This is a genomic window from Nocardioides sp. NBC_00163 (assembly GCF_045206295.1).
GTDB lineage: Bacteria > Actinomycetota > Actinomycetes > Propionibacteriales > Nocardioidaceae > Nocardioides.
Genome location: NZ_CP108155.1, coordinates 5,854,933 through 5,876,689 on the forward strand (window position 1 = coordinate 5,854,933; position 21,757 = coordinate 5,876,689).

The 21,757-nt window shown below is 69.6% G+C and carries 24 protein-coding genes, 1 pseudogene and 1 riboswitch; of the genes and pseudogenes, 17 read left to right on the plus strand and 8 right to left on the minus strand.

Features of this window, described 5'->3' with window-relative positions; translation table 11 throughout:
- Positions 1–18 precede the first annotated feature (18 nt).
- Entirely contained in the window at positions 19–1,281 is a 1,263-nt protein-coding gene (locus OG801_RS27940; RefSeq protein ID WP_406032388.1) for a PucR family transcriptional regulator, read from the plus strand.
- Here the strand turns inward: OG801_RS27940 and OG801_RS27945 are convergent.
- Entirely contained in the window at positions 1,250–1,900 is a 651-nt protein-coding gene (locus OG801_RS27945; RefSeq protein ID WP_406032389.1) for a DUF1345 domain-containing protein, read from the minus strand. The genes OG801_RS27940 and OG801_RS27945 overlap by 32 nt on opposite strands.
- A 141-nt stretch (positions 1,901–2,041) precedes the next feature.
- On the opposite strand from OG801_RS27945, the gene OG801_RS27950 reads away from it, so the two are divergent.
- From OG801_RS27950 to fdhD, 4 genes are read left to right on the plus strand one after another with little or no spacing between them, the layout of a single operon-like run.
- Positions 2,042–2,545, plus strand: a complete 504-nt coding sequence (locus OG801_RS27950) for a hypothetical protein (protein WP_406032391.1) — start codon at positions 2,042–2,044, stop codon at positions 2,543–2,545.
- 28 nt (positions 2,546–2,573) lie between these two features.
- Positions 2,574–3,542 (plus strand): Dyp-type peroxidase, encoded by a 969-nt coding sequence (locus OG801_RS27955; RefSeq protein WP_406032392.1) that lies wholly within the window; start codon positions 2,574–2,576, stop codon positions 3,540–3,542.
- Positions 3,543–3,563: 21 nt separating this feature from the next.
- Positions 3,564–4,826, plus strand: coding sequence for an MFS transporter (locus tag OG801_RS27960; protein WP_406032394.1), 1,263 nt, complete (start codon positions 3,564–3,566; stop codon positions 4,824–4,826).
- Entirely contained in the window at positions 4,814–5,650 is an 837-nt protein-coding gene (gene fdhD / locus OG801_RS27965; protein ID WP_406032396.1) for a formate dehydrogenase accessory sulfurtransferase FdhD, read from the plus strand. Before OG801_RS27960 ends, fdhD begins: the two co-directional genes overlap by 13 nt.
- A 3-nt stretch (positions 5,651–5,653) precedes the next feature.
- On the opposite strand, the gene OG801_RS27970 is transcribed toward fdhD, so the two are convergent.
- Positions 5,654–7,954, minus strand: a complete 2,301-nt coding sequence (locus OG801_RS27970) for an FdhF/YdeP family oxidoreductase (RefSeq protein WP_406032397.1) — start codon at positions 7,952–7,954, stop codon at positions 5,654–5,656.
- 202 nt (positions 7,955–8,156) lie between these two features.
- Here OG801_RS27970 and OG801_RS27975 point away from each other — a divergent pair, with 202 nt between their 5' ends.
- Positions 8,157–9,305, plus strand: a complete 1,149-nt coding sequence (locus OG801_RS27975; RefSeq protein WP_406032399.1) for a sterol desaturase family protein — start codon at positions 8,157–8,159, stop codon at positions 9,303–9,305.
- A 20-nt stretch (positions 9,306–9,325) separates the two neighbouring features.
- The gene (locus OG801_RS27980) at positions 9,326–9,982 is read left to right on the plus strand and encodes an HAD family hydrolase (RefSeq protein ID WP_406032401.1); all 657 of its coding nucleotides are present in this window, start codon (positions 9,326–9,328) and stop codon (positions 9,980–9,982) included.
- A gap of 110 nt (positions 9,983–10,092) precedes the next feature.
- Here OG801_RS27980 and OG801_RS27985 read toward each other — a convergent pair whose 3' ends face one another.
- Both OG801_RS27985 and OG801_RS27990 read right to left on the minus strand, forming a co-directional pair.
- Positions 10,093–10,467 carry a hypothetical protein gene (locus tag OG801_RS27985; RefSeq protein ID WP_406032403.1) on the minus strand — a complete coding sequence of 125 codons (375 nt, stop codon included), beginning with the start codon at positions 10,465–10,467 and terminating at the stop codon, positions 10,093–10,095.
- Positions 10,467–10,907, minus strand: coding sequence for a hypothetical protein (locus OG801_RS27990; RefSeq protein WP_406021547.1), 441 nt, complete (start codon positions 10,905–10,907; stop codon positions 10,467–10,469). The genes OG801_RS27985 and OG801_RS27990 overlap by 1 nt, the downstream gene beginning before the upstream one ends.
- Before the next feature lie 306 nt (positions 10,908–11,213).
- Here OG801_RS27990 and rpe point away from each other — a divergent pair, with 306 nt between their 5' ends.
- From rpe to ribH, 5 genes are all read left to right on the plus strand, one after another.
- Entirely contained in the window at positions 11,214–11,882 is a 669-nt protein-coding gene (gene rpe, locus OG801_RS27995; protein ID WP_406032404.1) for a ribulose-phosphate 3-epimerase, read from the plus strand.
- Between the two features lie 50 nt (positions 11,883–11,932).
- Positions 11,933–12,079, plus strand: a riboswitch (FMN riboswitch).
- Positions 12,080–12,180: 101 nt separating this feature from the next.
- A complete protein-coding gene (ribD, locus tag OG801_RS28000; RefSeq protein ID WP_406036314.1) occupies positions 12,181–13,239 on the plus strand; it encodes a bifunctional diaminohydroxyphosphoribosylaminopyrimidine deaminase/5-amino-6-(5-phosphoribosylamino)uracil reductase RibD in 1,059 nt (352 codons plus the stop codon).
- Positions 13,239–13,835 (plus strand): riboflavin synthase, encoded by a 597-nt coding sequence (locus OG801_RS28005; RefSeq protein ID WP_355017185.1) that lies wholly within the window; start codon positions 13,239–13,241, stop codon positions 13,833–13,835. Before ribD ends, OG801_RS28005 begins: the two co-directional genes overlap by 1 nt.
- Positions 13,832–15,103, plus strand: a complete 1,272-nt coding sequence (locus tag OG801_RS28010) for a bifunctional 3,4-dihydroxy-2-butanone-4-phosphate synthase/GTP cyclohydrolase II (protein WP_406032407.1) — start codon at positions 13,832–13,834, stop codon at positions 15,101–15,103. The genes OG801_RS28005 and OG801_RS28010 overlap by 4 nt, the downstream gene beginning before the upstream one ends.
- Complete coding sequence (ribH, locus tag OG801_RS28015; protein ID WP_350657968.1) at positions 15,100–15,582, plus strand: 6,7-dimethyl-8-ribityllumazine synthase; 483 nt, start codon at positions 15,100–15,102, stop codon at positions 15,580–15,582. The genes OG801_RS28010 and ribH overlap by 4 nt, the downstream gene beginning before the upstream one ends.
- Positions 15,583–15,742: 160 nt before the next feature.
- Here ribH and OG801_RS28020 read toward each other — a convergent pair.
- Both OG801_RS28020 and OG801_RS28025 read right to left on the minus strand, forming a co-directional pair.
- Positions 15,743–15,823: pseudogene (locus OG801_RS28020) on the minus strand (hypothetical protein); the annotation flags it as partial.
- Positions 15,824–16,158: 335 nt separating this feature from the next.
- On the minus strand, positions 16,159–16,767 hold the full coding sequence (locus OG801_RS28025; protein ID WP_355017187.1) for a class I SAM-dependent methyltransferase: 609 nt from the start codon (positions 16,765–16,767) through the stop codon (positions 16,159–16,161).
- A gap of 432 nt (positions 16,768–17,199) precedes the next feature.
- Between OG801_RS28025 and OG801_RS28030 the strand changes: the two genes are divergently transcribed.
- The 4 genes from OG801_RS28030 (at position 17,200) to OG801_RS28045 (ending at position 20,487) form a co-directional block, all read left to right on the plus strand.
- The gene (locus OG801_RS28030) at positions 17,200–18,441 is read left to right on the plus strand and encodes a DUF222 domain-containing protein (RefSeq protein ID WP_406032409.1); all 1,242 of its coding nucleotides are present in this window, start codon (positions 17,200–17,202) and stop codon (positions 18,439–18,441) included.
- Between the two features lie 134 nt (positions 18,442–18,575).
- Positions 18,576–18,932, plus strand: a complete 357-nt coding sequence (locus OG801_RS28035; protein ID WP_406032411.1) for an ArsR/SmtB family transcription factor — start codon at positions 18,576–18,578, stop codon at positions 18,930–18,932.
- The gene (locus OG801_RS28040; protein ID WP_406032413.1) at positions 18,929–19,933 is read left to right on the plus strand and encodes a cation diffusion facilitator family transporter; all 1,005 of its coding nucleotides are present in this window, start codon (positions 18,929–18,931) and stop codon (positions 19,931–19,933) included. The genes OG801_RS28035 and OG801_RS28040 overlap by 4 nt, the downstream gene beginning before the upstream one ends.
- Before the next feature lie 11 nt (positions 19,934–19,944).
- Positions 19,945–20,487: a gamma carbonic anhydrase family protein gene (locus tag OG801_RS28045; RefSeq protein ID WP_406032415.1), complete on the plus strand. Its 543-nt coding sequence runs from the start codon at positions 19,945–19,947 to the stop codon at positions 20,485–20,487.
- A 21-nt stretch (positions 20,488–20,508) separates the two neighbouring features.
- Here the strand turns inward: OG801_RS28045 and OG801_RS28050 are convergent, their stop codons facing one another.
- Together OG801_RS28050 and OG801_RS28055 are read right to left on the minus strand one after the other, a co-directional pair.
- Positions 20,509–21,129, minus strand: a complete 621-nt coding sequence (locus OG801_RS28050) for a hypothetical protein (protein ID WP_406032417.1) — start codon at positions 21,127–21,129, stop codon at positions 20,509–20,511.
- Positions 21,126–21,380, minus strand: coding sequence for a helix-turn-helix transcriptional regulator (locus tag OG801_RS28055; RefSeq protein WP_355017193.1), 255 nt, complete (start codon positions 21,378–21,380; stop codon positions 21,126–21,128). The genes OG801_RS28050 and OG801_RS28055 overlap by 4 nt, the downstream gene beginning before the upstream one ends.
- A 107-nt stretch (positions 21,381–21,487) precedes the next feature.
- Between OG801_RS28055 and OG801_RS28060 the strand changes: the two genes are divergently transcribed.
- Positions 21,488–21,751, plus strand: coding sequence for a phosphoribosyl-ATP diphosphatase (locus OG801_RS28060; RefSeq protein ID WP_008359350.1), 264 nt, complete (start codon positions 21,488–21,490; stop codon positions 21,749–21,751).
- The last annotated feature ends 6 nt before the right edge of the window (positions 21,752–21,757 follow it).

The window sequence follows — 21,757 nt, forward strand, 5'->3', positions numbered from 1 at the left end:
ACCGGCGAAGGAGGGCATGTGACAGGACAGGACGGGCGATCTCGGCTCGCGGCCTGGGCGGAGCAGAACATCGCCCGGCTCGCCGACGAGGCGTGCGCGCAGGTCGCCGAGCGGATCACGACCTACTACCGCGACCGGGAGAGTGGGCTGGTCTCCCTCGACGAGCTGCGGCAGTCCTTCGCCCACAACCTTCGCTCGGTGGTCGCAGCGATCGGCGACCCGCACGCCCAGCTCGATCTGGAGGCCTCCGACCGCACCGGCAGGCGCCGCGCGAAGCAGGGAGTGCCGCTCCCGGAGGTGCTGAGGGCCTACCGGATCTGCTTCGCCGCGCTCTGGGACGCCCTGGTCGAGCACGTGCAGGTCACCCGTCAGCCGGCGCTGACCGATGCCCTGATCGACACCGCCGGCGTCATCTGGCGCTTCACCGACGAGCACGCCGTCGTCCTGACCGAGGCCTACCGGGCGACCACGGCCGAGCTGATGCTCGCCGAGCAGCGGCGACGCTCGGCGGTCGTGGAGGCGGTGCTCACCGGGCGTCCCGGTCCCGAGTCGGGCCCCTGGGAGGCGGCTGCGCTGCTCGGCTTCCCGGCCGACGCGCTGTTGATCGTGGTCGCCGCCGAGACGAACGGGCTCGCCAAGGAGAGCCTGGTCAACGTCGAGCAACGCCTCGCCGAGAAGGGCTTCGTCTCCGGATGGCGGCTGACCCCGGCGCAGCAGCTCGGCATCGTGTCGTTCCCCGAGGAGCGGGAGGAGGAGGTCCTGGAGACCCTGCGCGGCTTCGCCGACGCTCGGACCGGGGTGAGCCCGCCCTATGCCTCGCTCCCGGAGACTCCGCGCGCGCTGCGCCTGGCGCGAGCGGCGCTGGCCGGGCTGGAGCCCGGCAACGCCGGGCTGCGAGCCTTCGACCACAGTCCGCTGGCGGCACTGGTCGTCTACGAACCCGCCGAGGGTCGCCGGCTCGCGGAGAACGTCTTGGGGGAGGTGCTGCGGCAGCCGTCCGAGGACCGTGAGCTGCTGCTGGAGACCCTCGACATGTACCTGGAGCAGTCCGGCTCCGCCGAGCGCGCCGCTACCCTGCTCTACTGCCACCCCAACACCGTGCGCAACCGGCTGCGCAGGATCCAGGAACTGACCGGCCGGTCCCTGGCCGAGCCGATGGACGTCGCCGAGCTGGCGGCTGCCGCCTACGCCCTGCGGGTGGCCTCGGCGACCGAGCTGTGGGCGACCCACGCGCGGAAGAGGCCCGGCGTCAGCCCGCTGCGATCCCGGCCACCAGGTTGATCGTGCTCGCCAGCACCACCGCCCCGAAGACGTACGAGAGCAGGGTGTGCCTCAGCACGACGGAGCGGATCTCGGAGCTGGTCACCGAGGTGTCGGAGACCTGGTAGGTCATCCCGAGGTTGTAGCTGAAGTAGAAGAAGTCCCGGTAGGCGGGTTTGTCGTCGGAGTTGAAGTCGATCCCGCCCGCGTCGTCGGCGTAGTAGAGGTGCGCGTAGCGCGCGGCGTACATCAGGTGCAGGCTCGCCCAGGCCAGGAAGACGCCGACGAGCGCGACCGCCGCGGCGAGGCGCCCCTGGGAGGAGTGGCCGACGACGAGGAGCATCACGATCCCGAGCAGCCCGCACAGCGAGATGGCGACCACGACGAGCTCCTCGGTCGCTGGCCGGAAATCCTCGCGGCGGGTGTTGGCGCGGGTCGTGTCGGCATCGAGCGGCCACAGCGCGATCCAGCCGGAGGCGACGAACGCCGCATGGAGGACCGCCACCCCGAGAAGGGTGCCGATCTGGGCGTCGACGAGGAGTACGCCGGCCGCGGCCGTCACCGCTCCGGCCAGCAGCGAGCCGGCCAACCGCGCCCCGGCGGCCGAGGGGAGAGGCGTGTGCGAACTCGTCCGACTCACGCCTGCAGGCTACCCGTCGTCGGCCGTCACAGCGGTCGGTGTGCGTGCGGACAGCGAGTCCGGGTGAGCGGCGACGAGGAGGGGGAGCGCGGCGTACCGTGGTGTCCACCAGGACCGGCAGCGCGAACGAGAAGAGGACAGGTGCCCCTCAGCAGGATCGAGGAGTCGACCACCCGCAACGAGGGTGGGGTCGAGTTCGGCGGCGGACGGCTCGCGTACGCGCCCGGCGAGGCGACCGTGGCCGACGCCATGGTCCGCCGGCCGAAGCTGCTCGCGGCCACGGCGACCGGTGGTGACGTACGTGAACTCTTCCTCGACGACCACGTCCATGCCGCGCTGGTGTCCGACGGCGACAGGCTCCTGACTGTCGTCGAGCGGCAGGACCTCATCGAGGTGCGTGACGACGAGCCGGCGACGGCGATCGGGACCCTGTCGGGCCGGACGGTCGGTGCTGGGGCGGACCTGTGGTCGACCTGGACATCGATGACCGCTGTCGGTGTCCGCCGGCTCGCGGTGGTCGAGGACGGCCGGTGCGTCGGACTCCTCTGCCTCAAGCGCAGCGGTCGCGGCTTCTGCTGCGACGCGGGCGTCTGGGCGCGGGCCCAGGAACGGAACAACCACCGCGGCTGCGTCCCTCAGTCATGACCGAGATGCGAGAAGGCAGGAGACCCAGGTGACGCCGCAGGACCGGGCACAGGACGTGCTGGCACCACCCGCGAAGGCGGCCATCTTCCTCACTGTGACGGTCAGGGACGGGAAGGAGCAGGGGGCGCACGACGCGCTCGCGGACGTCGCCGGGGTCACCCGCGCGATCGGCTTCCGCATCCCGGAGGCGGCGCTCAGCTGCGTGGTCGGCATCGGGGCGGAGGCCTGGGACCGGCTGTACGCCGCCCCGCGCCCGGACGGGCTGCACCCGTTCCGGCCGCTGGCGGGGGAGAAGCACGCGGCCGTGGCCACGCCCGGTGACCTGATCTTCCATCTACGTGCCGGCCGGCCCGATCTCTGCTTCGAGCTCGGCCGCCAGCTGATGGTGCTCTTCGACGGGCTCGTCGACTGCGTCGACGAGGTCCACGGCTTCCGCTACTGGGACGAGCGTGACCTGCTCGGCTTCGTCGACGGCACCGAGAGCCCCACGGCGGCAGCCGAGTCCGGACCGGCGGCGCTGGTCGGCTATGGCGAGGCCGACCCCGAGGAGACGTACGCCGGGGCCAGCTACGTCATCGTCCAGAAGTACCTCCACGACCTGGACGCCTGGGAGAGGCTCTCGGTCGAGGAGCAGGAGTTGGTCGTCGGCCGCAGGAAGCTCAGCGACATCGAGCTGGCCGACTCGGTCAAGCCCGATGACTCCCACGTCGCGCTCAACACCATCACCGAACCCGACGGCACCGAGCTCGCGATCGTGCGCGACAACATGCCGTTCGGTGCGGTGGGGACCGGGGAGTTCGGGACGTACTTCATCGGCTATGCCGCCGACCCGGGGGTGACCGAGGAGATGCTGCGCAACATGTTCCTGGGACGTACGCCCGGCCGGCACGACCGGATCCTCGACTTCTCCACGGCCGTCACTGGTTGCCTGTTCTTCGTCCCGCCCGCGGCGTTCCTCGAGGATCCAGAGCCGTTCCTCGCCCGCACCCGGGCCTGAGCGGATGATGACGTGGCCGCGGTGAGTGCGATCGGGGGTGTGCCGGAGGCGATCACGGCGTCGCCTGGGGCGCGCACCGACCGGGTCCTGGTCGCGGCGGCCCTGGTGGCTGCGGGCTGGGGCGCCAACCAGTTCACCCCGCTGTCAGTGGTCTACCGGCTCGAGGCGGGCTGGTCGACGATGTCGGTCGTCGCGGTGTTCACCATCTACCTCGCAGGCCTGGTCCCGGCGCTTCTCCTCGGCTGCCGGACGGCCGACAGGTTCGGCCACCGCCGGGTCGTACGCATCGCCCTGGCGATCACAGCGGCCGGAAGTCTCCTGCTGGCACTGGCCGAGGTGTCCGGCGAGGTCGTCGTCGCGAGCCGGCTGGCGACCGGGGTCGCGGCCGGGCTGATCGTCTCGGCCGGTGCCGCGTGGCTGCGCGCGCTCTCGCCCGGTCCCGACCGCGGCGCCCGCTTCGCGGTGTACGCCACGGGAGCCGGCTTCGCCCTCGGTCCGCTGCTCGCGGGCACCCTCGCCGCCTGGCTCCCGGCCCCGTCCGTGGTGCCGTGCCTGGTGCACGGCGGCTTCGCGCTGCTGGTGCTCGCGCTGACCGCCCGCATCCCGGAGATGTGCTCGATACCCGGACCGCCGCCCGCGGCGCCGGCGAGCGACCGCTGGTCGGCCATCACCCATCCGCGGTTCGTCGGGATCGTGCTGCCCGCCAGCCCGGCGATCTTCGCGGCGGTCACGGTCTCCTACGTCGTCCTCCCGCCGTTCGTCCTCGACCGAGTCCTCGACCGCGCGCCGCTGTTCAGTGGCCTGGTTGCCGCGGTCACGCTGCTCGTCGGGCTGGCGGTGCAGCCGCTGGCGGCGAAGATCGACCGTCCCGGAAGCGCTCGTGCGACCCTCGTCGCGATGGGGACCGTGGTCATCGGGCTCCTGCTCGGCGCCCTCGCCATCGAGGAGGTCTCCCCGCTCCTGGTCCTCGGCGCGGCCGTATTCCTCGGCGCCGGCTACGGCCTGACCCTGGAGTCGGGGCTTGCCGAGATCGGGCGCCTCGCGCCACCCGGCGCGCTGCCGACGGTGTCGGCGCTGTTCCAGGGCGTGGCCCACAGCGGCTTCCTAGCGCCCCTGCTGCTGGCGGTCATGGCGAGGTCCGCCTCCTATCCTGAACTCTTGGCAGGCCTGGCCCTGATCGGCCTCATCCTGCTCATCGGCGCAGCCGTGCACGCCGCCAGGCACGCCCACCATGACCCCTCACGAACCGACCCCACACCACAGGAGCTGACATGGGAAGAGTGACAGTTGGACGGCCCGTGCTGCGGGTACGCGATGGCGTCATCTCGCGGCGGCCCGACACGCTGGCCGCTGAGGAGCCGATGGAGATCAGGGTCAACGGGCGACCGCTGACCGTTACGATGCGCACCCCCGGGAGCGACTTCGACCTGGCCATCGGCTTCCTGGTCAGCGAGGGCGTCGTGCACAGTGCTGACGACGTCGCGAGCGTCCGCTACTGCGCCGGCGCCACCGCAGACGGCGGCAACACCTACAACGTGGTCGACGTCGGCCTGGCCGCACACGTACCCCCGCCCGACGCCTCCCTGGAGCGCAGCTTCTACACGACCTCCTCGTGCGGCCTGTGCGGGAAGGCCTCCCTCGAGGCGGTGCGTACGTCATCGGCCTGGTCGGTCGCGGAGGACACTCTGCAGGTCACGCCCGAGCTCCTGGCGACGATGCCGGAGCGGCTGCGAGAGTCGCAGCGCGTCTTCGACAGCACCGGCGGCCTGCATGCCGCCGGGCTCTTCGACGCCGACGGCAACCTGCTCTGCGTACGCGAGGACGTCGGCCGTCACAACGCGGTCGACAAGGTCATCGGGCACGCGCTGCGCGAGGGGCTGGTGCCGCTGCGCAACAGCATGCTGATGGTGAGCGGCCGGGCCTCCTTCGAGCTCGTCCAGAAGGCCGTGATGGCCGGCATCCCGCTGCTCGCCGCGGTCTCGGCCCCCTCCTCGCTCGCCGTCGACCTGGCCGACGACAACGGCCTGACCCTGGTCGGGTTCCTGCGCGGCTCCTCGATGAACATCTACGCAGGAACCGACCGCATCGCGGCCGTACCCGCCGGCTGAGGGTCAGTTGCTGCTGGGAGTCACCCGGACCTTGAGGTTCTTCATCAGCGGCTGGGCGCTCTGGACGCTGTAGTCGCTGGCCCCGATCAGCACGTTCATCTCCGGCATGTAGCCCGCGGCGCTGCCGCGCGGAAGGTCGTAGCGAAGGGCGCGGTAGCCACGGAGCGATCGGACGCTGCCGTCCTTGGCGGTGGCGACGATGTCGACCAGCGAGCCCTCGGTGATCCCACGCGAGCGCATGTCGTCCTCGTGCATGAGGATCAACGTACGCAGGTTCTTGATGCCGCGGTAGCGGTCGTCGTCGGAGTAGATCGTGGTGTTCCACTGGTCGTGGGAGCGCATCGTCTGGAGCACGAGTACGTCATCCTCGGCCGGGATCACGTCGGGCAGCGGCGACGCGGCGAACTCCGCCTTGCCGGACGGCGTGTGGAAGACCAGCTCGCGGGCAGGCTGCTTGAGCCGGAACCCCAGCGGGAGGCGGACCCGGCGGTTGAAGTCCTCGAAGCCGATCAGCGCCTTGGCCATCACGTCGCGGATCCGGTCGTAGTCCTCGACCCACGACTCCCACGGGCTGGTGCTCGAGGGCAGGGTGGCCCGCGCCATGCCGGCGATTATCGCGGGCTCGGAGAGCAGGTGAGGTGAGGCGGGCCGCTTCATCCCGCGGGAGAGGTGGACCATGCTCATCGAATCCTCGACGGAGGTCTCCTGGAGGCCGCCGGCCTGGTGGTCCTTCTCGGTGCGTCCCAGGCAGGGGAGGATGAGCGCCTTGCGACCGTGGACGAGGTGGCTGCGGTTGAGCTTGGTGCTCACCTGGACGGTCAGGTCGCAGTTGCGCAGTCCGCTGGAGGTGTAGACGGTGTCGGGCGCGGCCATGACGAAGTTGCCGCCCATGCCGACGAAGACCTTGACCTCACCCTCGTTCATGGCCTTCATGACGCCGACGGTGTCGAGGCCGTGCTCGCGCGGCGGGGTAATGCCGCAGACCTCGCCGAGCCGGTCGAGGAACGCGTCGGTCGGCTTGTGGTCGATGCCGCAGGTGCGGTTGCCCTGGACGTTGCTGTGGCCGCGGATGGGGGAGGGGCCGGCACCCTCGCGGCCGAGGTTGCCGCGCAGGAGGAGGACGTTGACGATCTCGCGCACCGTGTCGACGCCGTGCTCGTGCTGGGTCACGCCCAGGCACCAGCTGATCAGCGTACGGTCGGAGGCGGAGTAGACGGCGGCCGCCTTGCGGATGTCGGCCTCGCTGAGCCCGGCCTGGTGGGTGAGGTCGGCCCAGGAGGTCGACTCGACCAGGGACCGGTAGTCCTCGAAGCCCGAGGTGTAGCGCTCGATGAACTCGACGTCGAGCGCCTTCGGGTCGGTGCGGTGCTCCTCCAGGAGTGCCTTGGCCATCCCGCGCAGCAGAGCCAGGTCGCCACCGGGGCGGACCTGAAGGTTGAGGGTGCTGGTGCGGGTGGCCTTGTTGAGCGCCATGTCGACGAACTCGTGCGGGATGATCGCCTTGCGGGCGGCCGCCTCGACCAGCGGGTTGATGTGCACGATCTGGGCGCCGCGGTCGTACGCCTCGGTCAGTGCGGTGAGCATCCGGGGCGCATTGGAGGCCGCGTTGACGCCCAGTACGAAGAGGGCCTCGGCGGTCTCCCAGTCCTCGAGGTCGGCGGTGCCCTTGCCGGTCCCGATCGCGGCGGTGAGGGCTCGCCCCGAGGCCTCGTGGCACATGTTGGAGCAGTCGGGCAGGTTGTTGGTGCCGAACTCGCGCGCCCACAGCTGGTAGAGGAACGTGGCCTCGTTGCCGAGCCGCCCCGAGGTGTAGAAGGCCGCCTCGTCGGGGCTGCCGAGAGCCCGCAGCGTCTCGCCGACCAGCGCGAACGCGTCGGCCCAGCTGATCGGGACGTAGCGGTCGCTCGCCTCGTGATAGACCATCGGCTCGGTCAGCCGGCCCTGGTCCTCGAGCTCGAAGTCGGACCAGGTCTCGAGCTCCGAGACCGTGTGCGCGGCGAAGAAGTCGCGGTCGACCCGCTTGCTCGTCATCTCCCACACGACGTGCTTCATCCCGTTCTCGCACAGGTCGAGCTTGAGCCCCTTCAGATCGTCGGGCCAGGCGCAGCCGGGGCAGTCGAACCCGTCGTTCTCGTGGTTCATCTTGAGCATCGCCCGGGTCCCGGAGACGACGGCGTGCTCGCGTGCGAGCACCTTCATGACCGAGGTCGCCGCGCCCCACCCGGCGGCCGGATGGTGATAGTCGCGCTGCTTCCATTCACCTGTGGGGACGGGCCCCTGGCCGGAGGTGTCCTGGTCGACCATCTCGTGCTCCTGTGCATGTCGTCATCGCGGGCGCGCTGTGCTGTCTCGTCTCGGACGCTATCCGCGCGGATCCTCCGTCCGCGAGCGATCACGGGCCCGTCGGCACGAATGTGTCGGTGAGGACAACGCGAGTGGTGACGGGCGACAAACTTGAGTACGTCAGCTCAGGCGCAGCCAGTGCGTCGGCGGCAAGACTGCTGCCATGCCCGAGACTGAACGCGCCACCCGGCGCCCGCGCTTCGCCCTGCTGCGCCACCACCTGCTCGCGCCGGCCGCCTCGTGCTTCCTGGGTGTCCTGAGCCTGGCCACGGTGCTCTGCTTCCACTTCCCGGAGCTGCTGACCACCCGCGAGTTCCGTGCCGTCTACACCGAGGACTTCGCGCGTACGCTGCTGCTCGTCGGCCTCGCGGCCGCCTTCTTCGCCGGCACGATCGCGGTGCTGCGCGACCAGCACAAGCGGATGGCCTTCATCGGCGTCGGGACGGCGACCGCCGCGGTGCTGCTCGGCGGCACCGAGGTCCCGTTCGACGGCCGGGTCGAGGACTCGCCGTTCTCGCTCGGCCTCGACTGGTTCGTGCTCGCGCTGTTCTTCTCCGCGCTGGTCTTCATCCCGCTCGAGCACGCCTTCGCCCGCCGCCCGGTGCCGGTCTTTCGACCCGGCTGGCGCACCGACGCCTGCTACTTCTTCATGAGCCACGTGCTGGTCCAGCTCATCCTGATCCTGGTCACCACCTCGACGTCGCTGGTGGTCTCGGCGGTGAAGGTGCCGGGCGTAGAGGCCTGGATCGACGGCCTGCCGTTCCTCGTGGCCTTCCTGCTCGCCGTCTTCCTCGCCGACCTCGCCCAGGCGGTGCTGCACCGCTGCTACCACCGGATCATGGTGCTGTGGCGCTTCCACGCGGTCCACCACTCCAGCCCCGAGCTCGACTGGCTGGCCGGCTCCAGGGTGCACTTCGTCGAGACCGTGCTGACCCGCAGCATCGTGCTGCTGCCGCTGCTGTTCCTCGGCTTCTCGACCTCGGTCGTCAACGCGTACGCCGTGCTGGTCGGCATCCAGGCGGTGGTCGCGCACGCCAACCTCGGCATCCGGTTCGGCTGGCTGGAGTACCTCGTCGTGCTGCCGCGCTACCACCACTGGCACCACGCCCGGCACCTCGACTACTGGGACCGCAACTACGCCATCCACCTGCCGGTGATCGACATGCTGATGGGCTCCTTCAAGCTCCCGCGCGACGGCAGCTGGCCCGAGGAGTACGGCGTCCTCAAGCGCGAGACCGTCCCCGTCGGGATCGTCGCCCAGCACGTCGCCCCGTTCCTCGGTCAGCGGACCTTCGACGAGTACGTCCGCTGACGCGTGGCAAGATTCTCGCCATGAAACCTGCGGCTGTTCTCATGGACATGGACGGCACCCTGGTCGACACCGAGCCCTACTGGATCGCGGCGGAGTACGCCATCGCCGAGCGTTACGGGGCGACCTGGTCCGAGGAGCAGGCGATGGAGCTGGTCGGCAACGCGCTGATCGAGTCGGCGCGGCTGGTCAAGGAGGGCATGGGCCTTCCCCACGAGCCCGAGGAGATCGTCGAGATGCTCCTCGACGGCGTGGTCGAGCAGGTCGAGCGTGAGGTCCCATGGCGACCGGGTGCGCGCGAGCTGCTCACCGACCTGTTCGAGCAGGGTGTGCCGTGCGCGCTGGTGACGATGTCGTACGCCCGGTTCGTCGGCCCCATCCTCCAGGAGCTTCCGGAGGGCACCTTCAAGGTGATCGTCACCGGCGACATGGTCCGCAACGGTAAACCCCACCCCGAGCCCTACCTCACCGCGGCCGCCGCCCTCGGCGTCGCGGCCGAGGACACCATCGCGGTGGAGGACTCCAACACCGGAGCGCGCTCCGCCGAGGCGGCCGGCTGCACCGTCCTGGTGGTCGAGAACCACGTCCCCGTCGCCCCCGGTGAGCGCCGGGTCTTCCGCGACACGCTCGAGGGAATGACGTACGCCGACCTGGCCGGTCTCGACGCCGACCTCGGCTGACCGCGACCTCCGACATGGACCGGCAGGCCGCTCCTGACTGCGCCAGTGGTGATGAGCGACCTGCCGGTCCCTGTTCGCTGATCGATCAGTGACCGATCATCTCCTGGGGCCTAGATGATGACGACATGTTGGCCTCGTGACACCCAGGTGCCCCGCTCACCCCAATAGGTGTCGACCGGGAAGCTGATGCTCGCCCCCTCGGGCTCCCTGAGCGTCTTGCAGGTGGCGCCCGAGGTGCCGCCGGTAGGCCAGTAGGTGTTGCGGTCCTCGAACCAGCCGTCGCTCCGAACGCTGCGACGTCCCTCGGTGTTGTAGGCGAAGAAGCAGAGCTTGTTCGTGCTGTCGGTGTACTTGACCCAGCCATCGCCGTACGTCCAGGACTTGTCGGCTGCCGAGGCGGGAGCGGCGCCCACGGTGCCCGCGCCTACGGCAACCAGCGGAAGCAGGCAGGCCGCGACCGCGAGGCGGCTTCGTCCGCGCGTCATCACGGGCACCCGGCAGCGTCCGCGCTGCCACCGGTCTGGGTCCTGGTGAAGTAGGTGCCGTCCTTGCGGCGCAGGCCGACCGTGGTCGAGCAGCGGTAGATGTTGGTGAACGAGATCCGATCCCCGCCGGTCGTGTAGTAGTAGGGAGAGGTGATGACGGGGCCGTTGATCGTTCTCACGTACTTCACCCGGACGCGCATCTTGCAGCCGCTGGTGTCGGGTCCCCAGTAGACGTCGATGTCTGTGGCACGGGGAAAGGGCCCCTTGTAGAGCAGCGTCTGAGCGCGGGAGCTTGTGCAGTCGTTGGTGCGTAGCTCGGTGAGTGTTTGGCCGTCGTGGTAGAGCACGACATCCCCCGCCTGAGCGTTGGCGGGGCTGCCGAGCAGGCCGGTTATCAGCAGCGCACCGACCAAGGCCACTGCGATCCGAAGTATCTTCATCGTTCTCCGATCGGGTCGGGTCCTGGTCTTCTCCAGGCTCCTTGAGACGGAGCCTGGGGGTCGACCGCGTCGGCCAAAACCCGTACCAATCCCGTATGTCACCTCATCCCGTACGTGGCCATCCGGCGGCCATTTCCGGGCCAATTTCTGTCCATTCTCACCTCATCTCCTGTCCACCTTCAGCGCCGCCTTCGCTGCGGCCCGAGGGGCGGAGTGGCTTGTATGAGGGTGCCCGGCGATCGGACGGGGTGGTCGACCCCCTCGTGGTGACGGGTCTGCCGGAGGCACCTACTAATGTGACCTTCCGTGGGCCACATCCAGATCACTCCGTCCATCCTCAACGCCGACTTCGCCGCCCTCGGGGCCGAGGTCGCGCGGATCCCCAGCGCCGACTGGGTCCATGTCGACGTGATGGACAACCACTTCGTGCCCAACATGACCTTCGGGCCGGCGATGGTCGAAGCGCTCGCGCGGTCCACGGACACGCCGCTCGATGCCCACCTGATGATCGAGAACGCAGACCGTGAGGCTCCGGCGTACGTCGAGGCCGGCTGCGGCTCGGTGACCTTCCACGTCGAGGCGACCAAGGCCCCGGTGCGATTGGCCCGCGAGATCCGTGCCAAGGGCGCGCGCGCCTCGATGGCGCTCAAGCCGGCGACCCCGATCGAGCCCTACGAGGACATGCTGGCCGAGCTCGACATGGTGCTGCTGATGACCGTCGAGCCGGGCTTCGGCGGGCAGAAGTTCCTCGATCTGGTGCTGCCCAAGATCCGCCGGGCGCGGGCGATGATGGACAAGGCCGGCGTCGAGACCTGGCTGCAGATCGACGGCGGAGTCTCGCTGGAGACCATCGAGCGCTGCGCCGAGGCCGGGGCTGACGTCTTCGTCGCCGGCTCCGCCGTCTACTCGGCGACCGACCCGGACGCGATGGTCAACGCGCTGCGCGACAAGGCCGTCTCAGCAGTCGACGCCTGATCCAGGTCCGTGCCACGTGTGTGGCACACTGGTTGAAGACGAGCTTGTGCTCGCGTGCTCTGGGGTCGGTGAAATTCCGAGCCGGCGGTGACTGGATCCAGGTCCAGAAGTCCGCGACCCGATGACAGCCAGTCATCGGTTGACCAAGTGAGAATCTTGGACCGACGGTTAAAGTCCGGATGGGAAGACGCACGCAGCCCGATTCGTCGTGACCGCCCCAGACCTTCAGGGCGCGGCGCGATGTCTCGGCCTGACCCCGGAGTCCGTGAGACGGACCAGAGGGGATCAGATGAAGTGCTTGGACCAGCGTGACCCGGAGCCGGGAGCGATGCGTCGCGCCCTGGAGCTGGCCGCTGCGATCGGTGCCCCGGGACCTGCCATCTATCCGAACCCGCGGGTGGGCTGCGTACTCCTGGCGCCTGACGGGTCGATGATCGCCGAGGGCTACCACCGCGGGCCCGGCACGCCGCACGCCGAGGTCGATGCGCTGACGAAGGCCGGGGATGCTGCTCGGGGAGCGACCGCAGTCGTGACGCTCGAGCCGTGCAATCACACCGGCCGCACCGGCCCGTGCTCGCAGGCGCTGATCGAGGCCGGCGTCGCCCGCGTCGTCTACGCCCAGTCCGACCCCAACCCGGTCGCCGCCGGCGGTGCCGCCACACTGAAGCAGGCGGGCATCGAGGTCGAGCAGGGCCTGTACGCAGCGGAGTCCCGTGAGCTCAACCGGGTCTGGACCCGGGCGGCCGAGCTGCAGCGCCCCTACGTCACCTGGAAGTTCGCCACCACCCTCGACGGACGCAGCGCCGCCGCCGACGGCACCTCGCGCTGGGTCTCCTCGCGCGCCGCGCGGCTCGACACCCACAAGCTGCGGGCGCTGAGCGACACGATGCTGGTCGGGACCAACACGGTCGCGGTCGACGACCCCGCGCTGACGGTCCGTGACCTGGAGGACCGGCCGGTCGGCGTACAGCCTCTCCGGGTCGTCATGGGGGAGCGCGACCTTCCTGAGGACCGCCGGATCTTCGACGCGCAGGCGCCGTCCCTCCACCTCCGCACGCGCGATCCGCACGAGGCGTTGACCGCCTTGTGGGAGCGCGAGCGCCGCCATGTTTTTCTCGAGGGTGGGCCGACGCTGGCCGCGGCCTTCCTGGACGCCGGCCTCGTCGACGAGATCGTCGTCTACGTCGCCCCGTTCCTGCTAGGCGCCGGTCGCTCGGCCGTCGCCGACCTCGGGATCACGACCATCTCCGACGCCTTCCGGCCGCGGGTGCGCTCAGTCGATGTGCTCGCTCCCGCCGCCGTGGGCGACGAGCCGAACGTACGACTCATCTTGGAACCACAGAAAGGGGAGCAGTGATGTTCACCGGGATTGTTGAGGAGCTCGGCACCGTCGCCGGGATCGAGGACCAGGGCGACGCCGTACGCCTGACCATCTCCGCCGCCACCGTGCTGTCGGACGCCGAATTGGGAGCCTCCATCGCGGTCAACGGCTGCTGCCTGACGGTCGCCACGCTCGGGGAGAACGAGTGGACCGCCGACGTCATGCTGGAGACGCTCAAGCGCACCAGCCTGCACGCGCTCTCGGTCGGTGACCAGGTCAACCTGGAGCGCGCGGTCACCCCGAGCACCCGGCTCGGTGGCCACATCGTGCAAGGGCACGTCGACGGCGTCGGGCGCGTCGTGTCGCGTGAGCCCAGCGAGCACTGGGAGGTCGTCACGATCTCCCTCGACCCTGAGTTGGCTCGCTATGTCGTCGAGAAGGGCTCGATCGCGGTCGACGGGATCAGCCTCACCGTCGTCTCCGTGAGCGATGACGCCTTCACGGTGAGCCTCATCCCGGAGACCCTGGCGCGCACATCCCTGGGGTTCCGGGCCGTCGGCGACGAGGTCAACCTCGAGACCGACATCATCGCCAAGCACGTCGAGAAGCTTCTGGGAGGGGTTCGGCCGTGAAGATCGAGCACAGCAGTATCGAGAACAGCACCGAGCAGTACGTCGGGGTCCGGCTGGACCCGGTCGAGAACGCGATCGCCGACCTGGCGGCCGGCAAGCCGGTCGTGGTCGTCGACGACGAGGACCGGGAGAACGAGGGAGACCTGATCTTCTCCGCCGAGCTGGCGACCCCGGAGGTGATGGCGTTCGCGATCCGCTGGTCCTCCGGCGTGATCTGCGTGGCGCTGCCGGGGGAGCGGCTCGACGCTCTCGACCTGCCGCCGATGACTCGTGTCAACGAGGACCGCAAGCAGACGGCGTACGCGGTCTCGGTGGACGCCCGCGAGGGCGTCTCGACCGGCATCTCGGCCGCCGACCGGGCGCTCACGACTCGGCTGCTCGCCGGTCCGTCGTCGGTGGCCGGGGACCTGACCCGGCCCGGACACGTCTTCCCGCTGCGGGCACGCGACGGGGGAGTGCTGGTCCGGGTCGGCCACACCGAGGCCGCGGTCGACCTGACCCGGCTGGCCGGTCTGGAGCCCGCCGGTGCGCTGGTCGAGCTCGTCAACGACGACGGCACCATGCAGCGCGCCCCGCAGCTGCGGGAGTTCGCCGACGAGCACGGTCTCGCGATGATCTCGATCGCCGACCTGGTCACCTACCGGCGGCGTACGGAGGTGCTGGTCGAGCGTCACGCGGTGACCCGGCTGCCCACCGAGTTCGGGGACTTCACCGCGTACGGGTATCGCACCATCGACGACGGGGTCGAGCACGTCGCGCTGGTCTACGGAGACACCGCCGGATGCGATCCGGTGCTCGCGCGAGTGCACTCGGAGTGCCTGACCGGCGATGTGTTCGGGTCGCGGCGCTGCGACTGCGGGCCGCAGCTGCGGGAGGCCCTCTCGCGGATCGCGGCGGAGGGCTGCGGTGTGGTTGTCTACCTGCGCGGACACGAGGGCCGCGGGATCGGGCTGCTTGCCAAGCTGCAGGCCTACCAGCTGCAGGACGGCGGTCGCGACACCGTCGACGCCAACCTTGATCTCGGCCTGCCCGCCGACGCACGACACTACGGCGCCGCCTCGCAGATCCTGCGCGACCTCAAGGTCGACTCGGTACGCCTGATGACCAACAACCCCGAGAAGGTGCGTCACCTGGAGGCGTACGGTGTCGAGGTCGCCGAGCGGGTCCCGCTCACCCCGCGACCCAACGAGCACAACCTCGCCTACCTGCTGACCAAGCGTGACCGGATGGGTCACGCGCTGCCCGATCTGTCTGAGGAGAATCGATGAGTGGCAAGGGAGCCCCGACCCCCGAGGTCGTCGACGCGAGCGACCTGAGGGTCGCCGTGGTGGCGGCGCGCTGGCACGACGAGGTGATGGCCGGCCTGCTGAACGGCGCCGAGCGGGCGCTGAAGGACGCCGCCGTCGGCGGCCTGACGGTCGTCCGGGTCCCGGGCGCCTTCGAGCTCCCGGTCGCCGCGGCCGCGCTCGCCAAGTCGGGCTACGACGCCATCGTCGCGCTGGGCGTTGTGATCCGCGGCGGCACCCCGCACTTCGACTACGTCTGCTCGGCTGCCACCGATGGTCTGAACCGGATCGCGATCGACCACCTCATCCCAGTCGGCTTCGGCCTGCTGACCTGCGACAACGAGGAGCAGGCGCTCGACCGGGCCGGGCTCGAGGGGTCCAGCGAGGACAAGGGGTACGAGGCCGCGGCGGCGGCCATGGAGACCGCGCTCGCCCTGCGCGACTGCGTACGCCACTACTGAGACGCCGTCCCCGCCAGGTGGCTCGCCAGACCGTCGCGGATGCCGTCGAAGTGGGCCGCGAAGCCCGGGTCTGCCTCGAACATCCGTCCGAGGCAGACCTGCAGACCTGCATCTGGTGTGTGATCGGGAAGAAGTTGCCGAAGACCTCACGGTGACGCTCGGCGAGCTCGTTGGCCTCGGGGCTTCCGGGCGGTACGTCCATGTCGATCGCGGCACCGAGATCCTGCTCGAGCGTGGTCATCGCCCGGCTCAGCCGCTGCAGGTCGGCGTCGGTATAGAGGCAGTATCCCGCCGGCGTACGAGCTCAGTACGCAGGAGAAGCTGACGCTCGTGGCCGGCGGTGCTGTCGGCTCAGCGAGCCCGGGCCCGGCGGGGACGAGCAGCACGTCCTGGAACATCCAGCGGCGCACGGAACAGTCAGGAACTGAGGCATGCCATAGATCCCGCGGAACGGCTCCGGGGCCACCGCGTCGGGTCCCGGCAGTGGCACGGGGCTGACCTCGAATGCGTCGTAGTAGTCGCTCATGCAGGGAATCGTTCAGCCTCACGTTGCGTGAGGGTCAAGCTGACCGGAAGTCAGGCGACGAGTCTCGCGACCAGATCGCCTTGCCGGCGACGCGCACCCGGGTCCTTCCGGGCTGACGTCTGCTCGACGATGAAGCCGTTCGGTTCCAGCAGGTCTCCGAGCGCCTCGGCGGACCAGAAGTAGGCCGTGTGCACCGCGTGGTCGAACGCCTCGCCTGGCTCGCCGTCGAAGAACCCGATCAGCACCGACCCGCCGGGTGTGAGCACGCGGGCGAACTCGTCGAAGATCGCGGGGAGGTCGGCGGGCGGGGTGTGGATGATCGAGCACCACGCCAGGATGCCGCCGATCGACCTGGCCTCCAGCGGGAGCGCGGCCAGGTCCGCTCGCTCGAAGCTGACCTCTGGATACCGCGCTCGTGCGGCGGCGACGAACTCGGCCGAGGCATCCACGCCGACCACCTCGCGTACGCCGCTTGTGGTCAGCTCCTGGCTCCAGAGGCCGGGGCCGCAGCCGGCATCCAATAGGCGGCCGGACGTGGTGTCTCGCCAGGTAGTGATCGTCTCGCGGTCGCGCTCGGCGAGCTGGTCGATCGTTCCGAACAGGTCGATGTACTCGGCTGCGCGGCCGTCGTAGGCTGCGCCGATCTCGGTCATGGTCATCGGTCATCGAGGGTAGCGGGCTTCGACTGCGGGCGCCTTGTGCTGAGTTCCAGCGTGGGTGGGGCCAATACTGTGTTTGGGTTGGGAGATTTAGAACCAGGGTGCCTGGCTGGGTGCCATTTGGCTGTCTTGCGGGCTTCCAGCAGCGGTCTGGCTTTTGTTGGGATATCTGTCCCTGATCGGGTTCGGTTGTTTTGCATTGTGTGGTAGGCTCGGCACAGGCGTAAACGTGAAGGCCGATCACCTCGAAAGAGGCGTGCCCTATTCATCCGGGAGACAACGGGTGTGGGGTAATCCAGGGGAACCAGGGGCGTGAACGCTGAGCTGCGAGGGTAAGTAATAGCCCGTACTCCGGGCCTCCGAGACCAGCGAACCAAGATGGATCTGCGTGTGTGCAGACCCTTTGAGTTCGTACGTCGGGAGGTGACCGTGATGACCACGCTGCAACAGCCACAACACCCCGTGCTCGGGGCCGTGGTCGCGATCACCGCCTCCCTCGAGCAGGTTGCTGAGGCGAACCCCTCGTTCATGGCCACCGACCAGAAGGCCACCACCCTGATCGAGATCGCCCGGTCCAAGGCCCAGCTGGCTGAGCTCGAGCTGCGCGTGCTCGCCGCCGCTGACGACGTCGCCGCCGAGTCCGGGGCGCGGGATGTGGCGGCGTGGTTGCATCACCACACCCACCAGCGCCCCGAGACCCTGCGCGCCGACCTCCGCCTCGCCGAGGCGCTCGATCGGACGTATCACCAGGTCGCGGCCGCGATGCGCGCCGGTGCCTGCAACCCGGCCCAAGCCCAGGTGATCGTGAATGCCCTCGACGATCTGCCCGCCGACCTCGACCCCGAGATCAAGACCAAGGCAGAGGAGGCCTTGGTCGCTTACGCGACCCGGTTCGATCCCACCCAGCTCCGCCGCCTCGGGCGTCGGATCCTCGATGTCATCGCGCCTGAGATCGCCGAGGCCGAGGAAGCCCGACGGCTCGCCGCGGAGGAGGCCCACGCCCGTAAGAAGACCCGCCTGGCGATGCGACGTCTCGGGGACGGCACCACCCGCATCTCCGCTGTGGTCCCGGATGCGGCCGCGGACCGACTTGCGACCAACCTGGAAGCGTTCGCCTCACCCCGGCGCGATGACGGCACCCGTAGCGAGACCGGTGAGTACCTGCCCTATGACCGGCGGCTGGGGCGGGCGTTGTGCCAACTGCTGGAGACCCTCGACCCGGCCCGGCTCCCAATCCATGGCGGGGACGCGACCACGGTGATCGTGACGATCGATATCGACCAGCTCCGCAAGGAAGCCGGCATCGCCCAGATCCTCGGCGGCAGCCCGATCACCGCGGCCGAGGCCCGGCGCCTGGCCTGCACCGCAGGCATCATCCCCGCGGTCCTCGGGGGTGCCTCGGAGCTCCTGGACTTCGGGCGCAAGGAACGCTTCTTCACCGCCGCCCAACGCCGCGCCCTCCTCCTCAGATCAGCGACCTGCGAGGCCGAGGGCTGCGACATCCCCGGCACCTGGGCCGAGGCCCACCACTGGATCGCCTGGGCCCAAGGCGGCGCGACCGACCTCGACAACGCCGCCCTTCTCTGCTCCCATCACCACCACCGCGCCCACGACACCGCGTACCTCCACGAACGCCTCCCCAGCGGCGACATCCGCTTCACCAGACGCACATAGACCGACCGATGAAAACGAGTCACAACACCCAGGCATACGCCGACTCCGTGGTGTGGTTTGCGGCAGATGCGCCGACTCGGCGTTGTGCGGACGGCCGCCGGCATTCGAACCTGGCATTGCGCTACAATTTGCGCATGCATGCAAATACGCAACCTCCGGTGTGGGACGACGACGTGGTCACTCTTGCCGTCGAGGTGCTGCGGATGCTGGCCGACCCGACGCGCCTCCAGATGGCGGGGCTGTTGCTGGACGAGGAGCGGTCGGTCTCCGAGCTTGCGTCGATGCTGGACAAGCCGGTGCCGGGGGTCTCGCAGCATCTGGCGAAGATGCGGATGGCTCGGCTGGTGACGACCCGGAAGGAGGGGACCTCGGTGCTCTACCGCGTCGAGAACGGGCATGTGCGCCAGCTGGTCCTCGACACGATCGGCCACGTGGAGCATCTCCTGGACCAGGTTCCGGCGCACCACCGGTCGGGGGAGGAGTCGGCATGACCCATACGTTGCACGATCACCCACACGACCACAGCCATGCGCACGATGGGCGGTGGTCGCGGCTCAAGCATGCGGTCTCGGACGTCTTCGGGGCTCACTCCCACGACGCGGCGGATCAGGTCGACGAGGCGCTGGAGGCTGACGTACGTGGCCGGCGGGCGCTGTGGGTCAGCCTCGGCGTCCTCGCGCTGACGGCGGGACTGCAGGCGGTGGTCGTGAGCCTGACCGGGTCGGTGGCTCTGCTGGGGGACACGCTCCACAATGTCGCCGACGCGCTGACGGCGGTGCCGTTGCTGGTGGCGTTCTGGCTCGCCCGGCGTCCGGCCAACGACCGGTTCACCTATGGGTACGGCCGGGCGGAGGACCTCGCCGGTCTCTTCGTCGTCGCCATGATCGCCCTCTCCAGCATCCTGGCGGGCTGGGAGGCCATCGACCGACTCTTCCATCCGCGCGAGGTCGAGCACGTCTGGGCGGTCGCGGCGGCGGGGGTGGTCGGGTTCCTGGGCAACGAGATCGTCGCGCGCTATCGGATCCGCGTGGGCCGTCAGATCGGCTCGGCCGCTCTGGTCGCGGACGGGCTCCACGCGCGTACGGACGGCTTCACCTCGCTGGCCGTGGTGTTCGGTGCTGCCGGGGTCGCGGTCGGGATGCCGTGGGCAGACCCGGTGATCGGGCTGCTCATCGCCATCGCGATCCTCGGCGTGCTGCGCTCGGCGCTCAAGCAGGTCGGCGCCCGGCTGATGGACGCGGTCACCCCTGATGACGTACGCAGGGCGAGGGAGGCGGTCGGCACGGTCGACGGGGTGCTCGAGGTCCGCAGCCTGAGGCTGCGATGGATCGGCCACACCCTCCACGCCGACGGCGACATCACCGTGTCAGCCGAGCTACCCGTCTCCGCCGGCCACGACATCGCCCACCACGCCGAGGAGCATCTCCTGGAGGCGCTGCCGCGCCTGACCAGCGTGGTCCTCCACGTCAGCCCCGACGGCGCGCATGCCTAGTATCTGCGTCGATGAACATCTTCGAGTTCGACGGCAAGAGTCCGCAGATCCATCCCGACGCCTGGGTGGCGCCGACAGCGACGCTGATCGGTGACGTTCGCCTCGGGCCGAACGCCAGTGTCTGGTACGGCGCGGTGCTACGCGCCGACGTCGGGCCGATCATCATCGGTGAGGGCTCCAACGTGCAGGACAACTCGGTGCTGCACGTACGCCCTGGCTCCTCCCTCGAGATGGGCCCGCACAGCACGGTCGCGCACGGCTGCGTGGTGCACGGCGACCGGATCGGGACCGGGTCGCTGATCGGCAACGGGGCAGTGGTCTCCGACGCCGTGGTCATCGGCGACGGCTGCCTGATCGCGGCCGGCGCGATGGTGGTCGAGGGGACCGAGGTGCCCGACCGCAGCCTGGTGATGGGCGTGCCGGCGAAGATCCGCGGCACGATCGAGCCCGGCACCAACCCTGCGGCGATCCTCGAGCTCAACGCGCCAGGCTACGTCGCCCTCATGAAAGAGCACAGTATGAAGCTGCACCGCGCGACGGTGCGTCCGGTCTAGCCCTCAACCTGAGGTGGAGGGTCAGTCGGCGCCGCAGGCCACGCAGTGGAGCGAGCCGACCCGGCGATCTGCCTCGCAGGTCGCGCACGGGGCGATGGTCTCGCGGCCGCAGCCCTCGCAGTGCTTGCCGCGGACCGGGTAGCCGCAGTAGGGGCAGTCGCCCTTGCGTACGCGCATGGCTGGGATCCGCTTGGCCAGCAGGCGCTGGACGGCGACGAAGACGCCGACGGTGGCCGCGGCACCGAACAGCGACAGGATGAGCGGGCCGAAGTCGGCGTACTCGAAGGTGTAGTGGAAGGCGAAGACCAGGGCCATGATCACCCCGGTCGCGGCGAGCGCGAAGCCGAGAGGCAGGAAGCGGGAGCCGCTGCGGCGAAGCCGGTAGAGGACCCAGAATCCGACCAGGCAGAGCAGGATGATGAAGCCGAGGCGGATGCCGATCTGCATCGCCTCGTGACCGGGGATCTCACACGCCGTCTGGCCGTTGTTGCACTGGTCCCAGTCCATGTAGAGCGGCCACCAGCCGGCGACCTTGACGTAGAACCAGACGGTGCCGACGAGCAGGAAGGCGGTCAGTGCGACCGCCAGGAACCGCTCGCTGCGGGTCGACTCGACCTCATCGGCGGCAATCGGGGTCTTCATGGCGTGCTCCTGTGGGCTCGGGTGCGGGCGTGGAAGCCGACCTCGAGGCGGCAGTCGAGGGCGGCTGCCACCCGGAGAAGGGTGTCGATCTTGGGTGGACGGGACCCGGACTCCAGTCGAGCGATCGCCGACTGCGTCGTGCCGCAGAGCTCGGCGAGCTCGCGCTGGGACAGGCCCCGCGCGACCCGGTGCTCGGTGACCTGCGCGGCGATCCCGACGTAGAACGCGGTGTCCTCGTCGTCGGTGCTCATGAGATCGAAGATATCGCAGGTCTGCTATGACCGTCTATAGCAGGACTGCTATCGATTCGGTGAGACGATTCGGGGGCCGGGTCGCGTACGGCCTAGGCTTGACGCTCGTGAAGACGTTCGACGAGCTCTGGGCCGAGCTGAGTGAGAAGGCCCGGACCCGACCTGAAGGATCCGGCACCGTGGCACAGCTCGACGCCGGGGTCCATGCGATCGGGAAGAAGCTGGTCGAGGAGGCCGCCGAGTCCTGGATGGCGGCCGAGTACGAGGGCAAGGAAGCGACCGCGGAGGAGATCTCCCAGCTGCTCTACCACGCCCAGGTGCTCATGCTCGCCAGCGGAATCTCGATCGACGACGTCTACTCACACCTGTAGGGGAAC